This is a genomic window from Mesorhizobium sp. M0243 (genome assembly GCF_040321775.1).
GTDB lineage: Bacteria > Pseudomonadota > Alphaproteobacteria > Rhizobiales > Rhizobiaceae > Mesorhizobium.
On sequence record NZ_JAMYSF010000014.1, the window covers coordinates 21,560 to 44,250 of the forward strand.

Sequence of the window (22,691 nt, forward strand, 5' to 3'; positions counted from 1 at the left end):
ACGTCCAATGGCCAACGCACCCACTCCTTCAAACAACACCCTGCCACCCGACGCGGAGCGGATCGCCCTGTTGCGCGACAGGGCAGAGTTCGTCCGGCTCGAGACGCTGCGCCTCATCCAGATCGCCAAGGTGGGCCACTATTCGTCGGTGTTCTCCTGCGCGGAAATATTCGCCACGCTCTACTACGATGCGATGCGGCTGAGGCGCGGCGAGCCGCAATGGCCGGATCGCGACCGCTTCCTGATGGGCAAGGGACATGCCGCGGTCGGCCTTTACCCGCTGCTGGTCGACTGGGGCTTCTTCTCCAAGGACGTCCTCGATGGCTACACCCGGCTCGGCAATCCGCTTGGCGATCATCCCGACATGCGCAAGGTGCCCGGCGTCGATTTCAGCTCCGGCTCGATCGGCCATGCCCTGTCCGGCGGCCTCGGCATGGTGCTTGGCGGCCGTGCGGCCAACCGGCGCTTCGATGTCTATGTCCTGCTCGGTGACGGCGAGATGCAGGAGGGCCAGGTCTGGGAAGCGGCGCTCTCCGCCGCCCACCATAAGGCCGGCAATCTGATCGCCATCGTCGACCGCAACGGATACCAGCTCGACGGGCAGGTCGACGACATCATCGGCATCGAACCGTTGGCCGACAAATGGGCGGCGTTCGGCTGGCAGGTGCACGAGGTCGATGGGCACGACGTCGTCGCTCTCGCGACGCTGCTGCGACAGTTGAAGGCCGAGGCAGACCGCACCCGGCCCGTCTGCATCATTGCCAAGACCTCCAAAGGCAAGGGCGTTGGTTACATGGAAACCGAACCCGGCTGGCATCTGGGCTATCTCGCGCCATCGGACGAGGCCTTGGCCGCCGAAGAGATCAAGCGTGGAGGCAAAACACAATGAACGGCCCGATCGATACCAACTCCTGGCAGTACCGCCAGATCAACGCGCGTGCGCCTGGCCTGAGTTATCTGGCCAACGCGCTCATTGATCTGGTCGAAGACGGTTATCCGGTCGTGGCCGGTACGGCCGACCTTCAATATTCCAACGGGCTGGTGCGGTTCGCGCAACGCTTTCCCGAACGCTTCACGCAATTTGGCATTTCCGAGCAGAACATGGTTTCGGCTGCTGCCGGCATGGCCAGCACAGGCGCCATGCCGTTCGTCGCTACATTCGCTTCTTTCCTGGCGCTGCTGTGCTGCGAACAGATCAGAACCGACGTCGCCTATTCGGCTCTGCCGGTGCGGCTGATCGGTCATCATGCCGGTATTTCACTCGGCTTCTACGGCACCTCCCACCATGCGACGGAAGATCTTGCCATCATGCGAAGCATCGCCGACCTCACGGTCGTCGCGCCGGCTGACGGCCCGCAACTGGCGGCCGCCGTCAGGGCGTCTGTCAATCATGCCCAGCCAATCTACTTCCGCATTGGCCGCGGCCAGGAACCGGTGGTCTATGACGACGGCGTCGAGTTCCAGTTCGGCAAGGCGATCGTCCACGGCGAAGGATCGGAACTGACCATCATCGCCTGTGGCTCGATGGTCCATCCCTCGAGGGAGGCTTACCGCGCGCTGCGCGCGGCGGGCAAGTCCGTCGGGCTGATCGACATGCATACGATCAAGCCGCTGGATACGAAGGCCGTGCTCTCGGCCGCGGCCCACTCCCGCTTCATCCTAACCATCGAGGAACACAATATCCTCGGCGGTCTGGGCGGCGCGGTGGCGGAAATCATGGCGGAGGCGGGCAGCCCGGCACGGTTGATACGCCATGGCATCCGCGACGAATACAGCCTGATTGCGCCGCCAACGCATCTCTACAAGCACTACCGTCTGGACGCGGCGGGAATTGAGGCCACCGTCCTCGAAGCCCTCGGCTGAGCGGCGGACAACCATAGCCATGCACGGACATTACGATGACCGATCAGAATAACACCGCCCGACTCATCGAGCGCGCGAGCGCGGTGATGCCCGGCGGATTGCTCAGCCCGAGCCGCAGGCTCGGCGCGCCGCATGTCTTTGCCCAGGCGCAGGGTGCGTTTCTCTACGACGTCGACGGACACCAGTACACCGACTTCCATTGCGGCTTCGGCGCCAACGTGCTTGGCCACTGTCATCCGGCGGTGCGCGAACGCATCGCTGCGGTCACGCAGGATATCGATCTTGTCGGTGCGGGAACGATGCGGCTGGAGATCGAGGTGGCGGAGGCGCTGGTCGACTGCATCCCTTGCGCGGATCTCGTCGCCTTCTGCAATTCGGGATCGGAGGCGACCTATCACGCCCTGCGCCTTGCCCGCGCCGCCACCGGTCGCAAGCGCATCATCAAGTTCCAAGGCGGCTATCATGGCTGGCACGACTACGTCGCCATGAACGTACAGTCGCACGCGCAGGCGATCGGCAAGTACGATCCAATCAGCGCCGGCATCCTTGAGGATGCCGCCCGACACACGATCGTGCTGCCTTACAACGATGCCGGCGCCGTCGAGGATTATCTCAAGGCCAATCCGGGCGAGGTCGCGGCGATCATCATCGAGCCAATCGCTCACAATATGGGGTCGGTGATGGCGACGGATGTTTTTCTGCGCGACCTGCGTCGCCTGACCAGCGATCATGGTGTCGTGCTGATCTTCGACGAGGTCATCACCGGCTTTCGCCACGCGCTCGGCGGCTATCAGTCGATCGCCGACGTCACGCCTGATCTGGCGACCTTCGGCAAGGCGGCCTCGTCAGGCTATCCCGTCGGCCTGGTGGCCGGTCGGCGCGATCTCATGGAGCTCGTCGGCCGGACCGGGGAAGGATCCGTGTTCATGGGCGGTACTTTCAACGGCACGCCGTCGACGCTCGCCGCCATGCAGGCGACGATCGAGGAGCTGTCGAAACCAGGCTTCTATGACCGCCTGTTTGCCCTCGGCGCTTTCATGCGCACGCAGCTGGACGGCATTATCGATCGCCTCGGCCTGCCCGCGCAGAGCGCCGGGTTTGGCTCGGTCTGGCTGATCTATTTCCTCAGCGGTCCTTACCGCGACTACCAGGACTTGCTGCGCAACGACGATGTCTTCGATCTCGCATTCCGCAAGGAGATGGTGGCGAACCGGCTGATTGGCCAGCCGCTTCCGCTCAAGCGTCTCTACCTGTCAGGGAGCCATGACCGGGCCACGATTGAGAAGTCACTGGATGTTATCGAGACAATCCTGCGCAAGCTCTCTGCTGGGAGACCCGCCAGTTCTTAGCCTTTTTCGCAACCGGACTTATAGGATATAAGAGCTGCTCGTACCTATCCGTTGCCGATTCGGTGCGGCCAACATGCAGCGGTGATTCATGAACACGATGCAGCCAATCGAGCAAGGTAGTCTGTCGGCGAGAACCTATATCTCGCTGCGCGAAGCCCTCATTGCGGGCAATTTCCGGCCCGGTGAAAGGCTGTTGATGCAGGATCTGGCACAACGGCTGGGCACCAGCGTCACGCCTGTGCGAGAGGCCTGTTTCAGGCTCGTCAGCGAGCAGGCGCTGGAACTGCGGTCGGGGCGGTTCATCACCGTTCCAGAGCTGACCCGGTCGCGTTATTGGCAGGTCCGGCTCATTCGCATCGCGCTCGAGGGACTAGCGGCCGAACTCGCCGTCGAGCATGTTTCGGAGGCGGACATTGACAAACTTGTGGAGATCCATCGCGATTTCGTGGCCGGCGAAACGTCCGGCGATGCTGACCGCGCCCGTCGCGCCAATCGTGAATTCCACTTCGGCGTCTACCGCCTGTCCAAGATGGATATGCTGATCGCCCAGATCGAAAGCCTGTGGGTCTCGATGGGCCCTATCCTTAACGTGTATTATCTGCAGGCCGAGAACGATTACATCGGTGCGGAGGAGCACGAGACGCTGATCGAAGCGTTCCGGACCCGCAACAAGAAGGTGGCGCGTAAGGCGATCGAACGCGACATCGTGCGCGGTGGCATGAACCTGTTGCGGTATTTCGACGAGCAGGACGCGGCCGCCAAGCGGGCGTGATCGAAGCCGCCGGTCATTTGCTGGCGACCTCTCTTCGCGCTGGCTCAGGCCGCCCGAAGGCGCGCGGTGGCATCCTGGTCGACGACCCAGACGCCCTGCTCGGCGTCCAGCACCAGGGCCACCTTGTAGGATTGGCGAGCCGCTTCGCTCGTCAGCCAGCCGCGGTCAACGCTGGCCGCGACACGGCGGACATCGCGCTTGGTCGGGTCGCCATAGCCACCGCCGCCACAGGCAACGAACTCGATGCGCTCGCCGGCGCGACACGCCTCCTCATGGAACGCCGGCAATTCCACCAGCTTGCCGTCGGTGCCGCGCTTGGCACTGCGACTGGCTTTGGCATCACCGCCGCCGAGCACGCCACGCGGCGGGAAGGTTGTGCCGTCGGCCGAGTAGACCAGTGTCATCTCATGGTCGACGGGATAGAAGACACCGCCCACCGCGGGAGCGCCCTCGAACTCGCCAATGCCTTGCGTATCCGCCACCACGCCGCGCGATTCAATGATGATGGGGTACATGGATTCGTCCACCTCGACGGAATCCAGCGCGATCAGGCCGCCATTCGCCGGCCCGCAATATGTCAGCCAGCCATCATAGCCGTGACGCGCGCCGCCGCCGGCGTAGCCAATGAAGACCTGATTGACGTAGGGCTGCCCATCCTTGAACGGATCCTTGCCTGAAATCACCCCGATCCCCGCTGGCAGGTGCGAGCCGCTCTCGGCCTGGCCATAGGGTTCTCCCATGGTCGAGAACACGCAATTGCCGGCGATGATCAAGCGGTCGTTGACATTGGTCGTCGCCACCGAGGTGCCTACGGGGTAGCGGGGTTTGCCGACCACGCTTCCCTCCCGCATCAACACCTTGATCCGGCTCTTGGCACCCTCGTTGTGCGGGATGCCGTCGTCGAGATTGTTGAAGACGCCGATCCGGCACGAACCCGTGCAGGTGTTTTCCGAAAGGTTGAGACCACCAGGGACGTTATCCATGTTGTCACGCACGTCGACCGTGATCTCGCCGGCTTCAGGGTCGACATCGATGGTGATCCTGACCGGGATGCCCTCCTCCGCCACGCCGGGGACCGGGTCATGGCGGACTTCGTAGGAGAACTTGCCCTTCGGCAATTTGGCGATTTCGGCCATGGTGCGGCGCGCACCGTAGTCGAACCAGTCCTCGACGAAATCCAGCAGCGTGTCGCGGCCGTATTTTTCAAGCAGTTCCAACAGACGGCGTCGACCGGTCCTGCAGGCGCCGATCTGGGCGCGCACGTCGCCCAGCCAGATGTCTGGAACACGGTTGCGCATCATGCCGATGCGCAGGATGTCCTGTTTCTCCTTGTGCTGTTCGACCACGCGCACGCAGGGAAAGTGGATACCCTCCTCATAAACGTTCTTGGCGAATGGCAGATAGGTCGAAGGTGTCGGCGCGCCAGTGTCGGCGTGGTGGGAAAGCGCCACGGCCCAAAACAGCGGCTTGCCGTCGAAAAAGATCGGCATCGCCATGATCAGGTCGGCATGATGGGTGCCACCCGTGTATGGGCAGTTGTTGAGGAAGATGTCGCCGTCGGCGATATCGTCGAACAACTCCGTTATCGGGCGCGTCGCCAGATCCATCGACATGACGTGGATCGGCAGCGCGTCCTCGGTGGAAACGAGGCGGTGATCATAGGTCAGGATCGCGCAGCTCAGGTCGCGGGCGTTCTTGATCACCGCCGAGCGGCTGGCCCGCATCACGACCAGCGTCATTTCCCGCACGACCGCCTCGAACCGGCTTTTGAGAACCGACATCAGGAACGGATCGACGCGGCGCGTTGGCGTCTCCAGGCGAATGACAGGTGAATTCATTTTACGATGCCTTGTTCGGGAAGGTTGATCTCAATCGACTGTCACGACAATGTTGCCTTGCGGGTCGACGCGCCCGCGATGTCCGTCCTTGAGGAAGGCGGTGAACGTCGTCGCCTCCACCAGGCATGGCCCATCAAGCGCCGCCCCCGCGCCCAGCTGGTCCATGTCGTAGACGGGCAGAGAGCTCGTCCGCCGGGTTTCGTGCAAATAAGCTGGCCGATGGGTCTTGGCGACCGGCGCCGTCGCCTGGTCGGCTAGCCTGAAGTCCCTCCAGGCGTCCTGATTAGCCCGCTTGCCCACCGCGCGCAGCTTCCAGTTGGTGAATTCGACAATGTCGCGGTCGGATCTGATCGAATAGATGCGTTCGTGCATCTGATGAAACGCTTCGACGAGACTTGGGAGTTTTTCCGCTTCGAGGCGCGCCTCATTGGCCTCGAAATGGACCTCGATCTCCCAGGACTGGTACTCGTAGCGACCAAGAAAGGAGAACTCGAAACGCCGCAGCTCGGGCTCAACGCCGGCCTGTTCGAGGAATGCTTCGCCCGACACCTTCAACCGCGCCAGGATGTCGGAGACGCCGGCGGCGTCGAAGCGCCGGGTCGAGGTCAGGAAAACCGCGCTTTCCTCGCGCGTGATATCAGAGATCAACCCGCCGAACGCGCTCAGCCCGGCCATGAAGCGCGGGATCATGTAGCGTTTCAAGCCCAATATGTCGGCCATCTCGGCGATGTGGATGGCGGTCGCGCCGCCGCCGCAGACAAAGAAACTGTCGCGTGGGTTTATGCCCTCGCGAATGGTGATTTCCTCGATGGCCCCGACCATGTTGTGGTTGCTGGTGGTCTGGATGGCGTAAGCCGCGTCGAGCAGCGGGATGCCGAGCCGCGTCGCGATGCTCGCGACCGCTTTCTCGGCCAGATCGCGGCTGATCTTGATCCGGCCGCCGAGAAAATAATCCGGGTCAATGATGCCGAGCACGACATTGGCGTCGGTGACCGTCGGCGCGGTGCCGCCCGCTCCGTAGCATGCCGGCCCCGGCCGCGCGCCAGCGCTTTGCGGCCCGACACGAAGCAGGCCGCCATCGTCGACCCAGGCAATCGACCCGCCGCCGGCGCCAACCGATCTCACATCGACTTTCGCGATCCCCAGCGAGTCGTCGTGGATCATGCTGTCCGGGGTGACGATGATCTGGTGGTCACGCAAAGCCGAGACGTCGAAGGTGGTGCCGCCCATGTCACCGACGATGACGTTGGCTTCGTCGCTCAGCGCCAGCGCGGCCATCGGCGCCAGCGTCGGCCCCGACATGACGCTGTAGATTGGCCGCCGCAGCATCTCGGCGGGAGGCATCATTCCACCGACGCAGTTGGCGAGCAGCAGCTCGCCCTGGAAACCCGCCTGCGAAAGTGCTTGCCGCAAGTCCTCGATGTAGGTGCGCACGATCGGATTGATCGACGCGTCGATAGCGGCCGCGATGATGCGCTTGTACTCGCGCGACATCGGATTGACTTCATGGCTAAGCGTGACCGGGATCTCCGGCCATGCCTGCGCGATGATATCGCGCACCGTTGTTTCATGGATGGGATTGACGACCGACCAAAGCAGACCGACCGCTATCGCTTCGACCCCATAGCGCCGGAAGTCGGCTATCGCCGCCTCGACATCGGATCTCGACAGAGGCGTGAGCTCCCGCCCGCGCGCATCGACGCGGCCCCGCGCCGTCTTCGTCAGGTGGCGCGGGACATAGGGCTCGGGATAGTCGAGCCGCCACTGGAAGGCGCCCTTGCGCGGCCCCTCGCGCAGGACGAGGATGTCCTGATGTCCTTCGTTGAGGATCAATCCGACCTTGACCGTCTTGCGCTCGACCAGCGCGTTGGTCGAGACGGTCGAGCCGTGTACGATCAAGTCGATCTTGGTCATGAACGTCGCGGGATCGAGCCCGTATCCGGCCGCCGCCACGTGCAGCACGTTGATGAATCCCTTCTCGAATTCGCCGGGCGTGGTGGGCGATTTGAAGATCGAGATTTTCCCACCGGGCTCGGAAACCAGGCAATCGGTGAAGGTTCCGCCGATATCGATGCAGACTTGATAAGCCATTTAAGGTCCGAAGCTGTTAGCGTTTCTTGTGATCGCGGCCCAGTATCAGGCTGGCCAGAATGATGAGGCCCAAAAGAACCTGCTGCAGATAGCCGTCGACCTGCATGAGATTCATGGCGTTGGAAATGACCGTGATGAACAGGGCACCGAGCAGAGCCGCCGTGACGCCTCCCTCGCCGCCGGTCAGCCGCACGCCACCGACCACCGCCGCCGCTATCGATTCCAGGGTCAGGTTGCCGCCAAGGTTGGGCTCGCCCGACCCGGTGCGCGCGGTGAGCAGCATGGCGCCAATCGCGGCCAGCAGCGAGCAGACCACGTAGTCGATCGCAACGACACGTCCGGTGCGAACGCCCGCCGCCTTCGCCGCGCGCGGGTTGGCACCGATGAGATACAGGCCGCGGCCGAACACGGTGAAGCGCAGGACCAGGAACAGCAGTGCGAAACACAGCGCGGCGAACACGATGGGCACCGGAATGCCGATCACCCGTCCCTCCGCCAAGGCCTCCGTGAAGGCTTCGGGAATGCCCGGCACGGGAAAGCCGCCGCTGACGGTTGCCGCCAGCGCCATGACAATGTTGGCCATGCCGAGCGTCGTCACGAGTGGATTGATGCCGATACCGGCGATGAGGAAGCCGTTCAGCCCGCCGATCAGCAGCCCGACGCCGAGGCCGGCGGCGATTCCCCACAGGATGGGCATATCGCCGGTTCCGGTCATCACCATCGCCGATATGACGCTGACGAGCGAGACAGTAAAACCAAGCGACAGGTCGAAGCCGCGCGTCAGCAGCACCATGGTCTGCGCCATGGCGAAGAGTGCGAGATAGCTGGTCTGGATCGCGATGTTCCAGAGATTGCCGCTTGAAACGATGCGCGGGTCGAGCAGACCGAGAACTAGCAGGGCCAGGAATACGAGCCCCGGCAGCTTGGCCTGCGCCGCGAACTGGCGGATGTCCGGGCGAGCGCGGTCAAGAACAACCGGAGCCGCCATGTCTGGACGATCAGACATTGGCCCGCCTCCCCTGAACAATTCGGTCGAAAGCCAGTGCGCCGATGAGCACGGAACCGAGAACCAGCGTCTGGAATTTGCTGTCGATCTGCGTGAGGTTCATCGCATTGGCGATGATTGAGAGGCACAGCGCCGCCATGGCGACGTTCTCGGCGCGGCCTGAGCCACCGCGCAATGAAACGCCGCCGATCACCGCCGCTGCGATCGTCTCCAGTCCCAGCGTCCCGCCGATCGTCGACTGGCCAGAACCGATGCGAGCGGTGATCAGCACACCGGTGAGCGCGGCCAGAAAACCGGAGAGCACATAGGCGGTTATCAGCACACGGTGTGTGCGCACTCCCGACAGCCGGGCGGCGCCGACATTGCCGCCGACGGCGTAGAAGTGGCGCCCGAGCGCGGTCCGACGCTGCAGAATGATGGCGATGGCGATCACCACGATCGCCAGCAGCAAGACCGGCGGCAGGCCAAGCACCTGCCCTCGCCCGATGGCATCGACGAAGGCGTCGGAAACGCCATAGATCGGGATACCCTGCGTGTAATAGAGCGTAATTCCCGCGACGATCGACAACGATGCCAACGTCACCATGAAAGGTGATAGGGAAAGCCGCGCCACCAGCGTTCCGTTTACCAGGCCAACACAGGCGCCGCTGGCCAAGGCCAGCGCCACCGGTACCAGCAGCTGGAGCCCATCCGCGTCGGGCATCGCGGCCATCGCCGCGGCCGTGACCACGGACGCCAACGCCATCGTGGCGCCGACCGACAGATCAAAACCACCGGTGGTCATGACGATCATCTGGCCGATCGCCGGAACCGCCAGGAAGGAGAAATTGCGCAGGACGTTGAGGATGTTCAGGCGGTTCAGAAAACGCGGTTCGATGATCGCGGCCGCCGCCGCGACCGCGACCAGAAGCAGGATGACGATCCCGCCTGTTTCCAGAAAACGGCGCCGCAGCATGTCAGGGCTCATGCTGCCTCCGTGGCGCCGGTTTGGGCGTCGAAATAGTGACGCAGCACGGAGGCTTCGGTGATGCCGTCGGCTTTGAGTTCGGCGACTATGCGCCCTTCACGCATGACGTAGACGCGGTTGGCCAGGTGAACGAGCTCCGGCAGTTCGGACGATGACAGCAGAATGGCCGCGCCATTCTCCACCAGGCTTTTCATAAGCCGGTAGACCTCGCTTTTGGCGCCGACGTCGATGCCAACCGTCGGTTCATCGAAAATATGGACCGAGACTGGGCGCATCAGACCGCGCGCCAGCACGAGTTTCTGCTGGTTTCCTCCCGAAAACGACGACGCCGCGCGTTCCGGCGCCATAGGTCGCAAACCCAGTGTCTTCAGCGGCCCGGCTATCGCCCGGCGCTCGCGCCATGACTTGAGCAGTCCGGCGTGGGACAGTCTCGGGTCGTCAAGCGCGGCCATGGTCACGTTCTCGCGGCCCGGACGGCCAAGCGCCAGTCCCTCGGCGCCGCGATCAGCTGGATAGTAACAAAGTCCAGCACGCAACATGCCGTGCGGGACTGGCGCTCTTACCACCGCGCCATGGAGTTCGATCTCACCGGACGTCACCCGCTCCAGGCCGAACACGGCCCGGCAAAGTTCGCTACGACCGCAGCCAACCAGGCCCGCCAGGCCGACGATTTCTCCAGCCCTGACCGTGATGGAGGCATCTGACACGCTACCGGAGACACGCAGCCCTCTGGTCGCCAGCACGACCTCGGCGGGGCGCTGGCTGATTGACGGGTAGATTCGCTCGACCGGCTGGCCGACCATCATCTCAATGAGCGCAGCATCGGATGCCGCGGCGATGGCCACGGTATCGATCTTACGCCCTCCTCGCAGCACCGTGACACGATCCGCGAGCCGACGGATCTCGGCCATGCGGTGCGACACATAGATAATGCCGACGCCCCGGGCCTTGAGACCCGCGATGGCGGCGAAAAGTTTTTCCGCTTCACCGTCGGTGAGCGACGCGGTCGGTTCGTCCAGGATGAGTATCTTGGCATCCGAAAGCATGCCTTTGGCAATCTCGACCATCTGCTTTTGCGCCCGGGTCAGCGTTTCGATCTTGCTGTCCAGCTCGACGTGAAAGCCAATTTCGCGGAAGCGTTCCTCGGCGCGGGCGCGCATCGCGCGCCGGTTCAGGAAAAGCCGCCCTTTCAACTCGCGTCCAAGAAACAGGTTCTCCTCGACCGTGAGGTCGGGGACGAGACTAAATTCCTGGAACACTGCCGCGACGCCGGCATCGCGGGATTTCTGTGGGGTCAGCGCGGAAACGGTTTGGCCGTCGATACGGCACGAGCCTTCGGTCCAGCCATACGTTCCCGCTATCAGGTTGATGAGCGTCGACTTGCCGGCGCCGTTTTCACCGAGAAGGGCATGGACCTCACCGCTCAACAGCGAGAAGTCGACGCCGTCAAGCGCCACCACACCCCCGAAACGCTTCGTCATACGCGTAAGTTCAAGCATCGCTGACACCACCGAACTCGAAGCAAAACGGGCGGCAGGCCAAGGCCGAGGTCTACCGCCCATCGAAGATGTGGCTATTGTACCGAAAATTCAGGCTTCCACCCATCGGGCGCGAAAATCTGCGTCGGGTCGATTTTGTCGACGTTGTCCTTGGTCACGATACCCGGCGCGACCAGCAGAACCTTCTCATAGTCCTTCTTTTCCAAGGCGCGCACCGCGAGGTCGACGCTGATGCGGCCCATCATCACCGGATACTCGGCGGCAAAGCCAAGCACCTTGCCTTCCTTGACCAGCTTCAGCATCGTCTGGTTCTCGTAAGACGACATGATCACGACATCGTCGCGGCCAGCGTCGGCGACGGCGCTGACGGCCGCTTCCGCCGCAGCAGCCCCGCCCCAGATGACATTGAGATCGGGATAGGTCTGCAGGGCGTCCTCGATGAGGCGCAGGCTTTGCGGAACGCCGGGCTCACCATAGAGCTCGGCCGCGAGCTTGATGTTGCCGGTTTTGATGCTGTCGCGAAAGCCCGCCATATAGCTCTCCGCCCAACCCGATCCCTGCGGACCCGGCAGGCCGATCGCGGTCGTCTTTTTGTCGCCGAGATACTTCTTGAGGTACTCACCCTCCTGAAAACCCTTCTGGTAGGTATCGGGAGTGATGCGCGCGGTGATCGGAGTTTCCAGAATGGGATTGGCGACGGCGATCTGGACAAGGCCCTTGGCGTCGCCCTCCTTCAGCTTGGCCGCCAGACCGGCTTCCGAGATGGCGGCGACGAGGATACTCTGGGCACCGGATGCGACGCAATCGTCGTATTGCGACAGCTGCTTGGGCAGCGCGTCATAGCCGCCAGCCTGCAGGACCGTCACTTTGACACCCAGGCGCTTTGCTTCCTCAACGATACCATAGTCGACCGAGACCCAGTAGCTGTCCTTGAGGTGCGGAAACAAGACGCACAGGTTCCAAGGCTTCTCGGCCTTTTCCAGCGGCACATAGTCGAGTGCCTCGACTTTTTTCAGATCGCCGCCTTTGGCCGCGTTGATCTTGAAGGGCCACCAATCCTTGGCCTGGGCGGCGTTGGGCAGGACGGCCACGCCGGTGACGAAAGCCGCCGCGAGGATGGATCGGAAAGCGTGATTCTTGGTCATGTGATTCCCCATTTTCGTGTGTTCCCGGGTCCGGAGCCGGCGATTTCGCCGGCTCCGCGGTCTGCCTTGGGAGCAGAGGCTTGCTGGCGGATCGTAGTACCGTCTAGGCGAGTTCGCCTTCAGGGCCATCCGCGCCGTTGTTCATTTTCACAGCGCTACCGTACTACTTATAAGTTATAAGTCAATAGGGTTTTCATTAGCCGGTGCTCAGCCGGGAAAGTGTCTTCAATCGCGGTTTCGCTGCCTCGACCGGGATCACAATCCATTTGACGAAAGACGAGGTCGGAGACAGCAGCCATGCAACTGGCCGCGGCGATGTGGGCTTCCTCGCGACCGACCGGTATGCGGCTTGTCGATCGAGTTGCCTGACATCAAGCGCCGGCGAATAAGTCAAAGCGATCAGCGTGGCCTTCGAATACAGAGCCATTGGTCAGCAGCCGCACTTCGCTATCGACCAAATCGTCATAGTGTCTTTAGGGAGGAGATGTGCCCAGTGCATTCGCGTGCTGCAACAGCCGCGCTGAACCGCACCGCAGCGTGCCATAACACGCTGCGGTCGGATGATTGTTGAAATGACGGTTCCCCGCGCACGACCGTGCCGCTTTCCAACTTCTCTCGTCTGGCGCTTGCCAGCCTGAGTTCTTCCTAGAGGTCGGCGCCCGGATTGCGGGTGTTGTCTTGCGACTTCATTCTCCCGGCAGCCGGGCAAAGGCCCGCAACGTGGAGGCTTCTAAATGGAACGCGGGTTCCCGATGCTTAGTGGGTGGTGCTGCTTGAGCAGGGGCAGGGCAGCACAGCCTCCGCCGGCAAGCCGTCGCGGCCGGTTCCCTTGATGGCGTGCCGGCGCAAGTCCCGCGTCACCAGGCTCGCAAATCGCGATGCACGTCCAGCCATTGCGACATGGTTTTGCCAGCTGAGAGGCCGATCCCGTGTGCGGCGAACAGTCGAAACACTGATTGGTCGGTGTGCGTTCTTGGCGTATTGTGCAGCACTTCTGGCATTACTGGCCTTGCGGGGATGACGAGTCGGTCATGCGACAGTATGCATGTCCCTATCGGAATAGCCGGTCCGCCTTATCGGTCGTCACACCCGCATATCGCTCCGCTTCTAGGGAACACCCCATCACGCGAGGAAAGACATGGCCACATGCGCAGTATCGCCAATCCAGCCGTTGGGCCGACGGCCCGGCGCTTGGGTCAGTCCACCGGCTTTAACCTGCGTCACAATTGATCCACTGATCCTAGGTGACGACAACGTTGTTCGTCATGATTTGATGGGGCGGGGATTGGCCCAAAAGCGAGCCCCCCAAACTGTGCGGTTGCCAAATACGTAATGGAGTGAATTGGAATGATCATCGTAACAGGCGCCACGCACGGGATTGGGCGGGCCTGCGTGGAGAAACTTGCGTCTGCCGGTTCCAGAGTGGTGGCGACCGGCCGAGATGCAGAAGCGGGCGCGGCGCTCGAACGCGCCAATCACGGTGTCACGTTCGTTGCCGGTGACATTATCCGTGAAGACGATTGCCGCCGTGTCGTCGACCGTGCGCTTGAACTTGGCAACGGCCGGCTCGCGGGGCTCGTGAACAATGCCGGCATGTCGAAGCGCATTGCCTTCGCCACCGCCACCCAGGACGATTGGGATGAGGTCCTTGCGGTTAATGCACGCAGCGTCTTTTTCTTCATCCGTCATGCGCTGGACGGCTTGCGGCTCGGGAGGGGTTCAGTCGTCAACATGGCCAGCATCGCCGGAAAGACGGGCGAAGAAGGGCTCGCTGCCTACTGCGCCTCAAAGGCCGCGGTCATCGGGCTGACGCAGGCCCTCGCGCTGGAGTTCGGCGAGGAGATCCGCTTCAACGCTGTCTGCCCCGGCCAGATCGAAACACGCATGATGGGCAACATCATAAGCGATGCACTGCGCAAGAAGCAGCTCGAACTGCGGATCCCTGCCAACCGCTTCGGTGCCCCTGAAGAGATCGCTGATGTGGTCGCTTGGTTACTTTCGAATCAATCGAGCTATGTCAACGGCACGGTGGTGACTGTAGACGGCGGGGAAACAGCCGGCCTGCGCACACCGCGCGTCGCGCAGATCGATGGTGCTTAGGGCAATTCAGCTCAGCCGGAGCCGCGCTCGTCGAAATAGCGCAGAAAACCATGTGAGCCTCGCTGGATGTCGTTCTCGATCGCCTCGCGGGCCCTCTTCCTGTCGCCAGTCCTCAAGGCCTCGATGAGATGGTCATGTTCTTCCGCGCCGGTGTACCCGCGCGGAATTTCCCGATCGTAAACGTTAAGGATTGGACCCATCGAGGCCCACATGCTTTCGATCTGTCCGATCAGCATCGGCATACGCGACAGGCGGTAGACGCCGAAGTGGAAAGCGCGATTGGAGGATCGCGCTTCCTTGATATTACCGGCCTTATGGCTCTCTACAAATGAGGCGCGGAAGGTCTCAAGCTGTTCGAGATCGGCGGGGGCAAAATGGTCGGCAGCGTGTTCTGCCGCAAGCCCTTCAAGTGCCACGCGGATCAGCTTGATCTGAATGTAGCGGGCGCGGCTGAGGTCTGGCACCGCGGCGAACCTGCCGGAGCGCAACTCGAGCGCCTGCTCGCTGACGAGCCGCAGACAGGCTTCGCGCACCGGCGTAATGCTGGTTCCGAGCTGCCCGGCAAGATCCTGCATAAGGAGACGATCGCCCGGCGCGAAATTGCCGATGATCAAGCCATCCCGCACCTTGCTGTAAATCCGCGCGGACAGGCTGCCCATCTCCTCGGGCTGCATCTTCATAGGGCCCATGGGACTCCCCTCGCCTCTGCTGCAGCTCTATGGAAATGTCGATTTACGCGTTTCACTACGTTTATAAGTTATAATCGCTGCCTATATTTCGTTATGCAGCGGCAGACAAGTACGTGCACGTTAATTGTCTGCAGCAAACATGTCCGTTTTCATAATTATTTGTGAAATTTTGTTTCATATAAAAACAAGGAGACCCTTCTTTTCCGATTCTGACAATGGAATGTGACGACAGAAAAAGGCGCGATCTCATCTGCGTGGCATGAGTTGGTGTGCGAGAGATGATGACATCTGAAGGAGCCGGGAAGCTTACATGTCAATTTCCAGTCTGATGGGCAGAAATTTCCGATTCTGAGGCGACTCCGAACCGGCTGGACCGACGATGACGTCGGCACCGTCAAGATGATCCGGCAGGCCAGCAAGTCCAAACGCTGCGTATGGCGTTTGCAGAGCGTTTCGCCGCCGAAGGGCTTCAAGGACTGTTGCGCGACAAGACGCGGCGCTCGCGCATTGCGGCTCTCGGGCCCGAAAGCCCGCCGAGCGCAGCTCTGACAAGGCCGCGCCAGGAATCGAACGACGACTGGCCAGAATTATGAAATCCCTTGCGACACTATGCAATTTCAGACATTTCAGTAACAAACAGATTTAACATTCTCTTCACTTGCACTTTGGGGCGCGTTACCCGAATTAGCTGGAGCGGCCGAAACCCCCGCAAGATCAAGCGCGTAGTCGAAATCCAATCTTGCTGGTGCTTGTCGAGGGATGCGACGCGATGGGCCGGCGCAGGTGCGCTGTGAAGCAGCACTGAGCGCGCCGAAAAACGGCTTCCCAACAGGAGATTGATTTGGATTATGTGCAGTATTTCGCCGGAAGAATCGAGCAACTCAAAGGCCGTGGCGGGTATCGTGAATTTGCCGATCTGGAGCGTCAGTCTGGCAACTTCCCAAAGGCCTGGCTCAATAGGCCCGACGGGCGAAAAGAGATAACCATTTGGTGCACTAATGATTATCTCGGTATGGGGCAGCACCCCAAAGTGCTATCGGCAATGAAGCGCGCCATCGATGCCAACGGCGCAGGATCGGGAGGATCCCGCAACATTGGTGGCACCAACCATTATCACGTGTTGCTCGAGCGGGAGCTTGCAGGTTTCCACAATAAGGAAGCAGGATTGATTTTTGTTTCCGGCTTCAGCTCAAACGATTCATCATTGAGTACATTGGCATCTTTGATGCCGGACACAATTATTTTTTCTGACGAGCACAACCACGCTTCAATTATTAGTGGATGCCGCAACAGCCGGGCCGAAAAGCGCGTCTTCCGGCATAACGACGTTGCGCATTTGCGGGAGCTTCTGCGCAGCGTAAATCCTGCAAGACCCAAGATCATTGTTTTTGAATCGGTATATTCAATGGACGGTGACATTTCACCGATCAAAGATATCTGTGACATGGCGGACGAATTTGGCGCAATGACGTTTCTGGATGAAGTTCATGCATCGGGAATGTACGGTCCGAAAGGCGCCGGCATTGCCGCGGAACTTGGCATCATGGATCGTCCAACCATCATCGAAGGGACGCTAGGTAAGGCGTTCGGCTCGATGGGGGGTTATGTGACCGGACCTGCCTCCATTGTTGACAGCATACGAAGCTTCTCGATCGGTTTCATTTTCACCACGGCGCTTGCGCCAGCGCTGGCGGCTGGTGCGCTGGCAGCGCTGCGCCATCTTCGCGATTCAGATTCAGAACGAATTGATCTGCACCGGAAAACGAAACTTTTAATCGGATTGCTGAAAGAGGCGGGCATCCCCGTCATGCCGACCCGAAGCCACATCATTCCTGTGCTTATTGGTGATCCATTCCGTTGCAAGGAAGCGTCCCGCCAGCTTCTGGATCAGCATGGAATGTACGTTCAGCCAATTCTGGCGCCGAGTGTTCCGGTGGGAACCGAGCGGTTCAGGGTGACGGTTACGCCTGCCCATAGTACGACAGATATTCGGACGTTCGTCGATGCGCTCAGGCAGGTTCTGCTGCGGGACAATCTTGGCAAGGCTGCCTAATGTAAATGCTGGGAACGACAGGGCGCACAGCCTCAGACCTGATTATATCAGCCGGGCTCGCCGAGGTGGAAGCGGCGGTCCGCGATCCGGTTCTGACGCCCGATCGCATCTTCGAATGTCATCGGAAAGCAGTTCCGTAACCCGCAATGACAGCTTTCGCGATCTTAAATGATGTGACTCCATGATTGAATGGGGCCGTTTGACGACTCGCTGCTTACACATCGGGCCGGTTCCAGATTCAGGGCTCACCATGAGCCAGTATGACCAGAGCGCATGTTCTTGTGCTGCGAGTTTGATGTGGCTTGGCGTGCCCTACCCGAGGGGTAGGTCACGCCCAGGCCCACGGGATCACACACAAACCCCAGCTAACCTGGTTTGAACGGAGCAAGCCTCCGACGCCGCCCTAATCAACAACGCTGCAACAGATCCTTCAAATCAATTTACAAGATTTTTACAAGCGTCAGTCGTTGACAATGGTACGGCACCGCGAGTCTGAGGTCCGGCACGGCCATAAAAGTGACGCCGGTACCCTCGGACCGCCGCCAGCACGCAGCATCGGGATTAACAGCAATGGTAAGAAGAAGAGCGCTCATATTGGTCGAAGGCCATAGGGGTACTGGTCAGCTATACGTCCAAGCGGCTCAGTGTCTTGGTCTTCATCCAATTACTCTGACGGCTGATCCACCTCGGTACGACTATCTTTCGGCGGAAAACGTTGAGGCAATCCGTGTCGACACTGGCAATCTCGAAGCGTTGGTCCGCGAATGTTCGCGGCTGCGTGCTACCCACGACATTGCTGGCATTACTGGCTTTGCCGGGGACCATGAATCGATCTATGCGACAGTTGGCAAGCTTTGCCGGCATTTCGATCTACCGGGACCGAACCCTGAATCGATTGAACGAAGCTGCGACAAATTCAAGCAACGCCAACTCCTCGCGCAGGCCGGCGTTCCAATACCGGCCTATCGGTTGGCGACGAATGCGGCGGAGGTAGAAAGCTCGGCTGCAGAGATCGGCCTGCCCGTGATTCTTAAGCCGGCAGTAGGCAGCGGCAGCATCGGTGTCCGATTGTGCCGCAGCCTCGAAGACGTAGCCGAACATACGACTTATCTATTGGGCGGAAAGCACATATGGCGGTCTACACCGAAAATACTCGTCGAAGAATTCGCACAGGGCCCGTTCTATAGCATTAATGTTATGGGGAATGAGGTCGTTGCGATTTGCGCCAATGACTTTGGTCCCCTCCCCCATTTCGTCATACGTGAGGTGACGTATCCGGCCCTGCTAACCGATCAGGAGCGTGAGCGCATCGCCGATGTTTCGCTGAGCTGTTTGCGGGCTCTCGGCCTTGGCTGGGGGCCAACTAACGTTGAACTCCGGTGCACGAAACGCGGTCCAGTTGTCATTGAAGTCAATCCGCGTCTTAGTGGCGCGCCCGACCCTCAACTGGTCCAGCTAGCTTACGGTGTCGACCTCGTCGCCGAGCACATCAAGCTTGTCATTGGCGAGGAATGGGATCTGCGCAAAAAGCATTCGCATACTGCGGCCGCGCGATTCCTGCTTCCTGATCAAGATGGCACCCTGGACTGGATTGGTGGCGACACTCAGGCAGCTGCTTTATCAGGTGTGGCCGAGGTCAAATTGAATGTTGAACCCAAGACACCGATCGTCAGGAAGGGGGATTTCCGAGACTGGATTGGACATGTCATTGCCACTTCGCCCAGCCGTGCTGAAACCGAGGGCGCCCTTCAGCGAGCGGTCGACTTGATCGATTGGTCGATCACCCCTTTTCCGGCGACAATAAGAGGTGATCGAGAGCACGATGTTTGTGGGGCGTTCGGGCGGCCCACCAGTTCTGTTCCGATCAGGCATTGACGGCTTAAGATTCTTGAAACGCAGCAGTTCCGTCTACGTCAATGTCACATCAAGTTTGACGAGGCAAATGCAGCTTTGGCCACACCTGCCCTATCTGCCGCGGAACTTCTCCGCGACCCGTGGCGAGGCCGTCGGCCCAATTTGGGCCCAATTTGATTGCCGCCCACCGCCGCCGCAGGACGAACATGCGCTTGACAAGACAACGCCGGCCCGTTCAACTTGAGGCATTCACCAGGGGAGTCCCGGCAAGGGGCTGAGATACTGCTGGCTTTCGCGGCGCAGTGACCCGTTGAACCTGATCCAGTTCATACTGGCGTAGGGACGGTGCAAGCGCTTTGCGGGAGTTCACGCCCGAGGTCCTGTTTCGGCAGGTCGACAGAAGCGTCTTTTCATCCTTCCGGCACAGAACTGGGTCTCCAATGCATGAGCAAAGGAGCCTCAAGATGAATGCCCTCACCCCAGCCGTCTCAACGGGACCGCTGCCTGCTTCGCGTAAGATCCACAAGCCCGGTGCCATCCACCCGCAGATCCGGGTGCCGATGCGCGAAATCTCCGTCCATCCGACAGCCGGCGAACCGCCCGTCACCGTCTACGACCCGTCGGGCTCCTATACCGATCCGGCTGTCGAAACCAGCATCCAAAAAGGCCTGGCCCGGCTTCGCCACGAATGGATCTTGGCGCGCGGCGATGTCGAGGACTGTGACGGCCGCCACGTCCGGCCGGAGGACAACGGATTCGCGACGGGCGAACGCCTGACGCCAGAATTTCCCATCCGCCACCGACCGCTCAGAGCCAAAGCAGGCAAGGCGGTGACGCAGCTTGCCTATGCACGCGCCGGCATCATCACACCCGAAATGGAGTTCGTCGCCATCCGCGAGAACCTTGGTCGCGAGATCCTGCACGGCAAGCTTGAGCGCGACGGCGAGGCTTTCGGCGCGATGCTGCCCGATTTCGTCACGCCCGAATTCGTCCGCGACGAGGTGGCGCGCGGACGGGCGATCATTCCCGCCAACATCAACCATCCCGAAAGCGAGCCGATGATCATCGGCCGTAATTTCCTGGTGAAGATCAACGCCAATATCGGTAACTCCGCCGTCACATCGTCGATGGCTGAAGAGGTCGAAAAGATGGTGTGGGCGATCCGCTGGGGCGCCGATACGGTGATGGACCTGTCGACCGGCCGCAACATCCACAACATCCGCGACTGGATCGTGCGCAACGCGCCGGTACCGTTCGGCACGGTGCCGCTCTACCAGGCGCTCGAGAAGGTTGGCGGCATTGCCGAGGATCTGACCTGGGAGGTGTACCGCGACACGCTGATCGAACAGGCCGAGCAAGGCGTCGACTATTTCACCATCCACGCCGGCGTGCGGCTGCATTACATCCCGCTGACCGTTGACCGGGTCACGGGTATCGTCTCGCGCGGCGGCTCAATCATGGCAAAATGGTGCCTGCACCATCACCGGGAAAGCTTCCTCTACGAGCACTTCGCGGAGATCTGCGACATCGCCAGAGCCTATGACGTATCCTTCTCGCTCGGCGACGGCCTTCGTCCCGGCTCGATCGCCGATGCCAACGACGCGGCGCAATTTGCCGAGTTGGAAACGCTCGGCGAGCTGACGCAGATCGCCTGGGCGAAGGATTGCCAGGTAATGATCGAAGGCCCCGGCCACGTGCCGATGCACAAGATCAAGCAGAACATGGAAAAGCAGCTCGCCGTCTGCGGTGAGGCGCCGTTCTACACGCTTGGCCCGCTGACGACCGACATCGCGCCGGGCTATGACCACATCACCTCCGGCATCGGTGCCGCCATGATAGGCTGGTTCGGCACCGCAATGCTTTGCTACGTCACGCCGAAAGAGCATCTCGGCCTTCCCGACCGCAACGACGTCAAGATTGGCGTGATCACCTACAAGATCGCCGCCCATGCAGCCGATCTGGCGAAGGGCCATCCGGCGGCGAAAACCAGGGATGATGCCCTTTCGCGCGCGCGCTTCGAGTTCCGCTGGGAGGACCAGTTCAACCTGTCGCTCGATCCCGAAACGGCGCGGTCTTTCCACGACCAGACCTTGCCCAAGGAGGCGCACAAAGTGGCGCATTTCTGCTCGATGTGCGGACCGAAATTCTGCTCGATGCGAATTTCCCACGATATCCGTGCCGAAGCCCAGAAGGAGGGCATGGCGGCGATGGCGGCGAAATACCGCGAGGGCGGCGATCTCTACCTGCCGGCGGACGAGACCGGCGCGCCGCTCATAGCTCAGCCACGTGAGCCATCATGAAGGTCTTGGTCAAAGGGGCCGGCGTTGCCGGCCTCACCGTCGCCTTCGAGTTCGCCGCACGCGGCGCGGTGGTTACCGTTGCCGAGACAAGGACTGCCCTTAGCGGCAATGCGTCGTGGTTCGCCGGTGGCATGTTGGCACCGTGGTGCGAGCGTGAAAGCGCCGAGCAGCCGGTGCTGGATCTCGGACGCGACGCCGCCGACTGGTGGGACGCCGCAACGCCCGGCTTGGTAGCACGACGGGGAACGCTGGTCTTGGCCGCGCCGCGCGATGCGCGCGAGCTCGACCGGTTCGCCAGCCGCACGACGGGCTATCGGCGCGTCGAGGAAGATGAAATTGCCTTGCTGGAGCCCGACTTAGCCGGCCGCTTCCGCCGCGGATTGCTCTTCCCCGACGAGGCTCACCTCGACCCACGCCCGGCGATGGCGGCACTTCATGACAAGCTTGCGACCATGGGTGTCAAATTCCACTTCGGCTGCGACGCCCGGTCTGTTTCGGGTTTCGCCCGTCAGATAGACTGTATGGGAATGGCAGCGGCCGATGACAGGCTGCGCGGTGTTCGCGGCGAAATGCTGATTCTTCGCACGCCTGATGTCTCGCTGTCGCGGCCGGTCCGTTTGCTGCATCCGCGCTTTCCGCTTTATGCCGTGCCGCGCACCGATCACCGTTTCATGGTTGGTGCGACGATGATTGAAAGCCAGTCCGCCGGACCAATCACGGCGCGCTCCATGATGGAGCTTCTGGGTACCGCCTATGCCCTCCACCCGGCCTTTGGCGAGGCCGAGATCGTTGAAACCGGTGTCGGCGTCCGCCCAGCCTTTCCCGACAATTTGCCGCGCGTCGAAACGAAGGGGGAAATCATCGCGATCAACGGGCTCTATCGTCACGGTTTTCTCCTGGCTCCCGCCATGGCGCGCCACGCTGCCGACCTGGTTTTCAATCAAGACGCAACCAAGGAGCTTGCTCATGAAACTAATGGTCAACGGCGAATCGCATGAGGTTACCACCGCCACGCTGGCGGAGCTGCTTGCCGCGCTCGACTATGAGGGCGATTGGTTGGCAACGGCCGTCAACAGCGACCTCGTGCACAAAGCCAACCGGGCGGAATTCCAGCTAAGCGATGGCGACCGGGTCGAAATCCTCTCGCCCATGCAGGGAGGCTAGA

The 22,691-nt window shown here is 61.2% G+C and carries 17 protein-coding genes, 1 pseudogene and 1 riboswitch; of the genes and pseudogenes, 10 read left to right on the forward strand and 8 right to left on the reverse strand.

The genetic code is table 11. From position 1 onward, the window contains the following. Positions 1-7: 7 nt before the first annotated feature. The 4 genes from NKJ11_RS18960 (at position 8) to NKJ11_RS18975 (ending at position 3,984) form a co-directional block, all read left to right on the forward strand. Positions 8-889: a transketolase gene (locus NKJ11_RS18960; protein WP_023768618.1), complete on the forward strand. Its 882-nt coding sequence runs from the start codon at positions 8-10 to the stop codon at positions 887-889. Beyond that, positions 886-1,863, forward strand: coding sequence for a transketolase family protein (locus tag NKJ11_RS18965; RefSeq protein WP_352793959.1), 978 nt, complete (start codon positions 886-888; stop codon positions 1,861-1,863). The genes NKJ11_RS18960 and NKJ11_RS18965 overlap by 4 nt, the downstream gene beginning before the upstream one ends. A 35-nt stretch (positions 1,864-1,898) precedes the next feature. Beyond that, a complete protein-coding gene (locus NKJ11_RS18970) occupies positions 1,899-3,212 on the forward strand; it encodes an aspartate aminotransferase family protein (RefSeq protein WP_352793961.1) in 1,314 nt (437 codons plus the stop codon). A 97-nt stretch (positions 3,213-3,309) separates the two neighbouring features. Continuing rightward, positions 3,310-3,984, forward strand: coding sequence for a GntR family transcriptional regulator (locus NKJ11_RS18975; protein ID WP_352794074.1), 675 nt, complete (start codon positions 3,310-3,312; stop codon positions 3,982-3,984). Positions 3,985-4,028: 44 nt separating this feature from the next. Here the strand turns inward: NKJ11_RS18975 and NKJ11_RS18980 are convergent, their stop codons facing one another. From NKJ11_RS18980 to NKJ11_RS19010, 7 genes and pseudogenes are all read right to left on the reverse strand, one after another. After that, on the reverse strand, positions 4,029-5,822 hold the full coding sequence (locus tag NKJ11_RS18980) for a hydantoinase B/oxoprolinase family protein (protein ID WP_352793963.1): 1,794 nt from the start codon (positions 5,820-5,822) through the stop codon (positions 4,029-4,031). Between the two features lie 30 nt (positions 5,823-5,852). Then, a complete protein-coding gene (locus tag NKJ11_RS18985) occupies positions 5,853-7,913 on the reverse strand; it encodes a hydantoinase/oxoprolinase family protein (protein ID WP_352793965.1) in 2,061 nt (686 codons plus the stop codon). 16 nt (positions 7,914-7,929) lie between these two features. Further along, positions 7,930-8,919, reverse strand: a complete 990-nt coding sequence (locus NKJ11_RS18990; RefSeq protein ID WP_352443109.1) for an ABC transporter permease — start codon at positions 8,917-8,919, stop codon at positions 7,930-7,932. Then, positions 8,912-9,886: an ABC transporter permease gene (locus NKJ11_RS18995; protein ID WP_352443110.1), complete on the reverse strand. Its 975-nt coding sequence runs from the start codon at positions 9,884-9,886 to the stop codon at positions 8,912-8,914. Before NKJ11_RS18995 ends, NKJ11_RS18990 begins: the two co-directional genes overlap by 8 nt. Further along, positions 9,883-11,385 carry a sugar ABC transporter ATP-binding protein gene (locus NKJ11_RS19000; RefSeq protein WP_352760697.1) on the reverse strand — a complete coding sequence of 501 codons (1,503 nt, stop codon included), beginning with the start codon at positions 11,383-11,385 and terminating at the stop codon, positions 9,883-9,885. Before NKJ11_RS19000 ends, NKJ11_RS18995 begins: the two co-directional genes overlap by 4 nt. 74 nt (positions 11,386-11,459) lie before the next feature. After that, on the reverse strand, positions 11,460-12,530 hold the full coding sequence (torT, locus tag NKJ11_RS19005) for a TMAO reductase system periplasmic protein TorT (RefSeq protein ID WP_352538809.1): 1,071 nt from the start codon (positions 12,528-12,530) through the stop codon (positions 11,460-11,462). 476 nt (positions 12,531-13,006) lie between these two features. Then, positions 13,007-13,512 (reverse strand): annotated as a pseudogene (locus NKJ11_RS19010) (ISNCY family transposase); the annotation flags it as partial. Between the two features lie 365 nt (positions 13,513-13,877). Between NKJ11_RS19010 and NKJ11_RS19015 the strand changes: the two are divergent. Beyond that, positions 13,878-14,630, forward strand: coding sequence for an SDR family NAD(P)-dependent oxidoreductase (locus tag NKJ11_RS19015; protein WP_286461381.1), 753 nt, complete (start codon positions 13,878-13,880; stop codon positions 14,628-14,630). Positions 14,631-14,641: 11 nt separating this feature from the next. Here NKJ11_RS19015 and NKJ11_RS19020 read toward each other — a convergent pair whose 3' ends face one another. Then, positions 14,642-15,310 carry a GntR family transcriptional regulator gene (locus tag NKJ11_RS19020; protein WP_352538810.1) on the reverse strand — a complete coding sequence of 223 codons (669 nt, stop codon included), beginning with the start codon at positions 15,308-15,310 and terminating at the stop codon, positions 14,642-14,644. An 850-nt stretch (positions 15,311-16,160) separates the two neighbouring features. Between NKJ11_RS19020 and hemA the strand changes: the two genes are divergently transcribed. From hemA to thiS, 5 genes are all read left to right on the forward strand, one after another. After that, positions 16,161-17,372 (forward strand): 5-aminolevulinate synthase, encoded by a 1,212-nt coding sequence (gene hemA / locus NKJ11_RS19025; RefSeq protein ID WP_352793967.1) that lies wholly within the window; start codon positions 16,161-16,163, stop codon positions 17,370-17,372. A 570-nt stretch (positions 17,373-17,942) separates the two neighbouring features. After that, positions 17,943-19,247 carry an ATP-grasp domain-containing protein gene (locus NKJ11_RS19030; RefSeq protein ID WP_352793969.1) on the forward strand — a complete coding sequence of 435 codons (1,305 nt, stop codon included), beginning with the start codon at positions 17,943-17,945 and terminating at the stop codon, positions 19,245-19,247. A gap of 223 nt (positions 19,248-19,470) precedes the next feature. Continuing rightward, positions 19,471-19,587: riboswitch (TPP riboswitch) on the forward strand. A 103-nt stretch (positions 19,588-19,690) separates the two neighbouring features. Beyond that, a complete protein-coding gene (thiC, locus tag NKJ11_RS19035) occupies positions 19,691-21,526 on the forward strand; it encodes a phosphomethylpyrimidine synthase ThiC (protein ID WP_352793971.1) in 1,836 nt (611 codons plus the stop codon). Next, the gene (gene thiO, locus NKJ11_RS19040; RefSeq protein ID WP_352793973.1) at positions 21,523-22,524 is read left to right on the forward strand and encodes a glycine oxidase ThiO; all 1,002 of its coding nucleotides are present in this window, start codon (positions 21,523-21,525) and stop codon (positions 22,522-22,524) included. Before thiC ends, thiO begins: the two co-directional genes overlap by 4 nt. After that, positions 22,493-22,690, forward strand: a complete 198-nt coding sequence (gene thiS / locus NKJ11_RS19045; protein WP_352793974.1) for a sulfur carrier protein ThiS — start codon at positions 22,493-22,495, stop codon at positions 22,688-22,690. The genes thiO and thiS overlap by 32 nt, the downstream gene beginning before the upstream one ends. The last annotated feature ends 1 nt before the right edge of the window (position 22,691 follow it).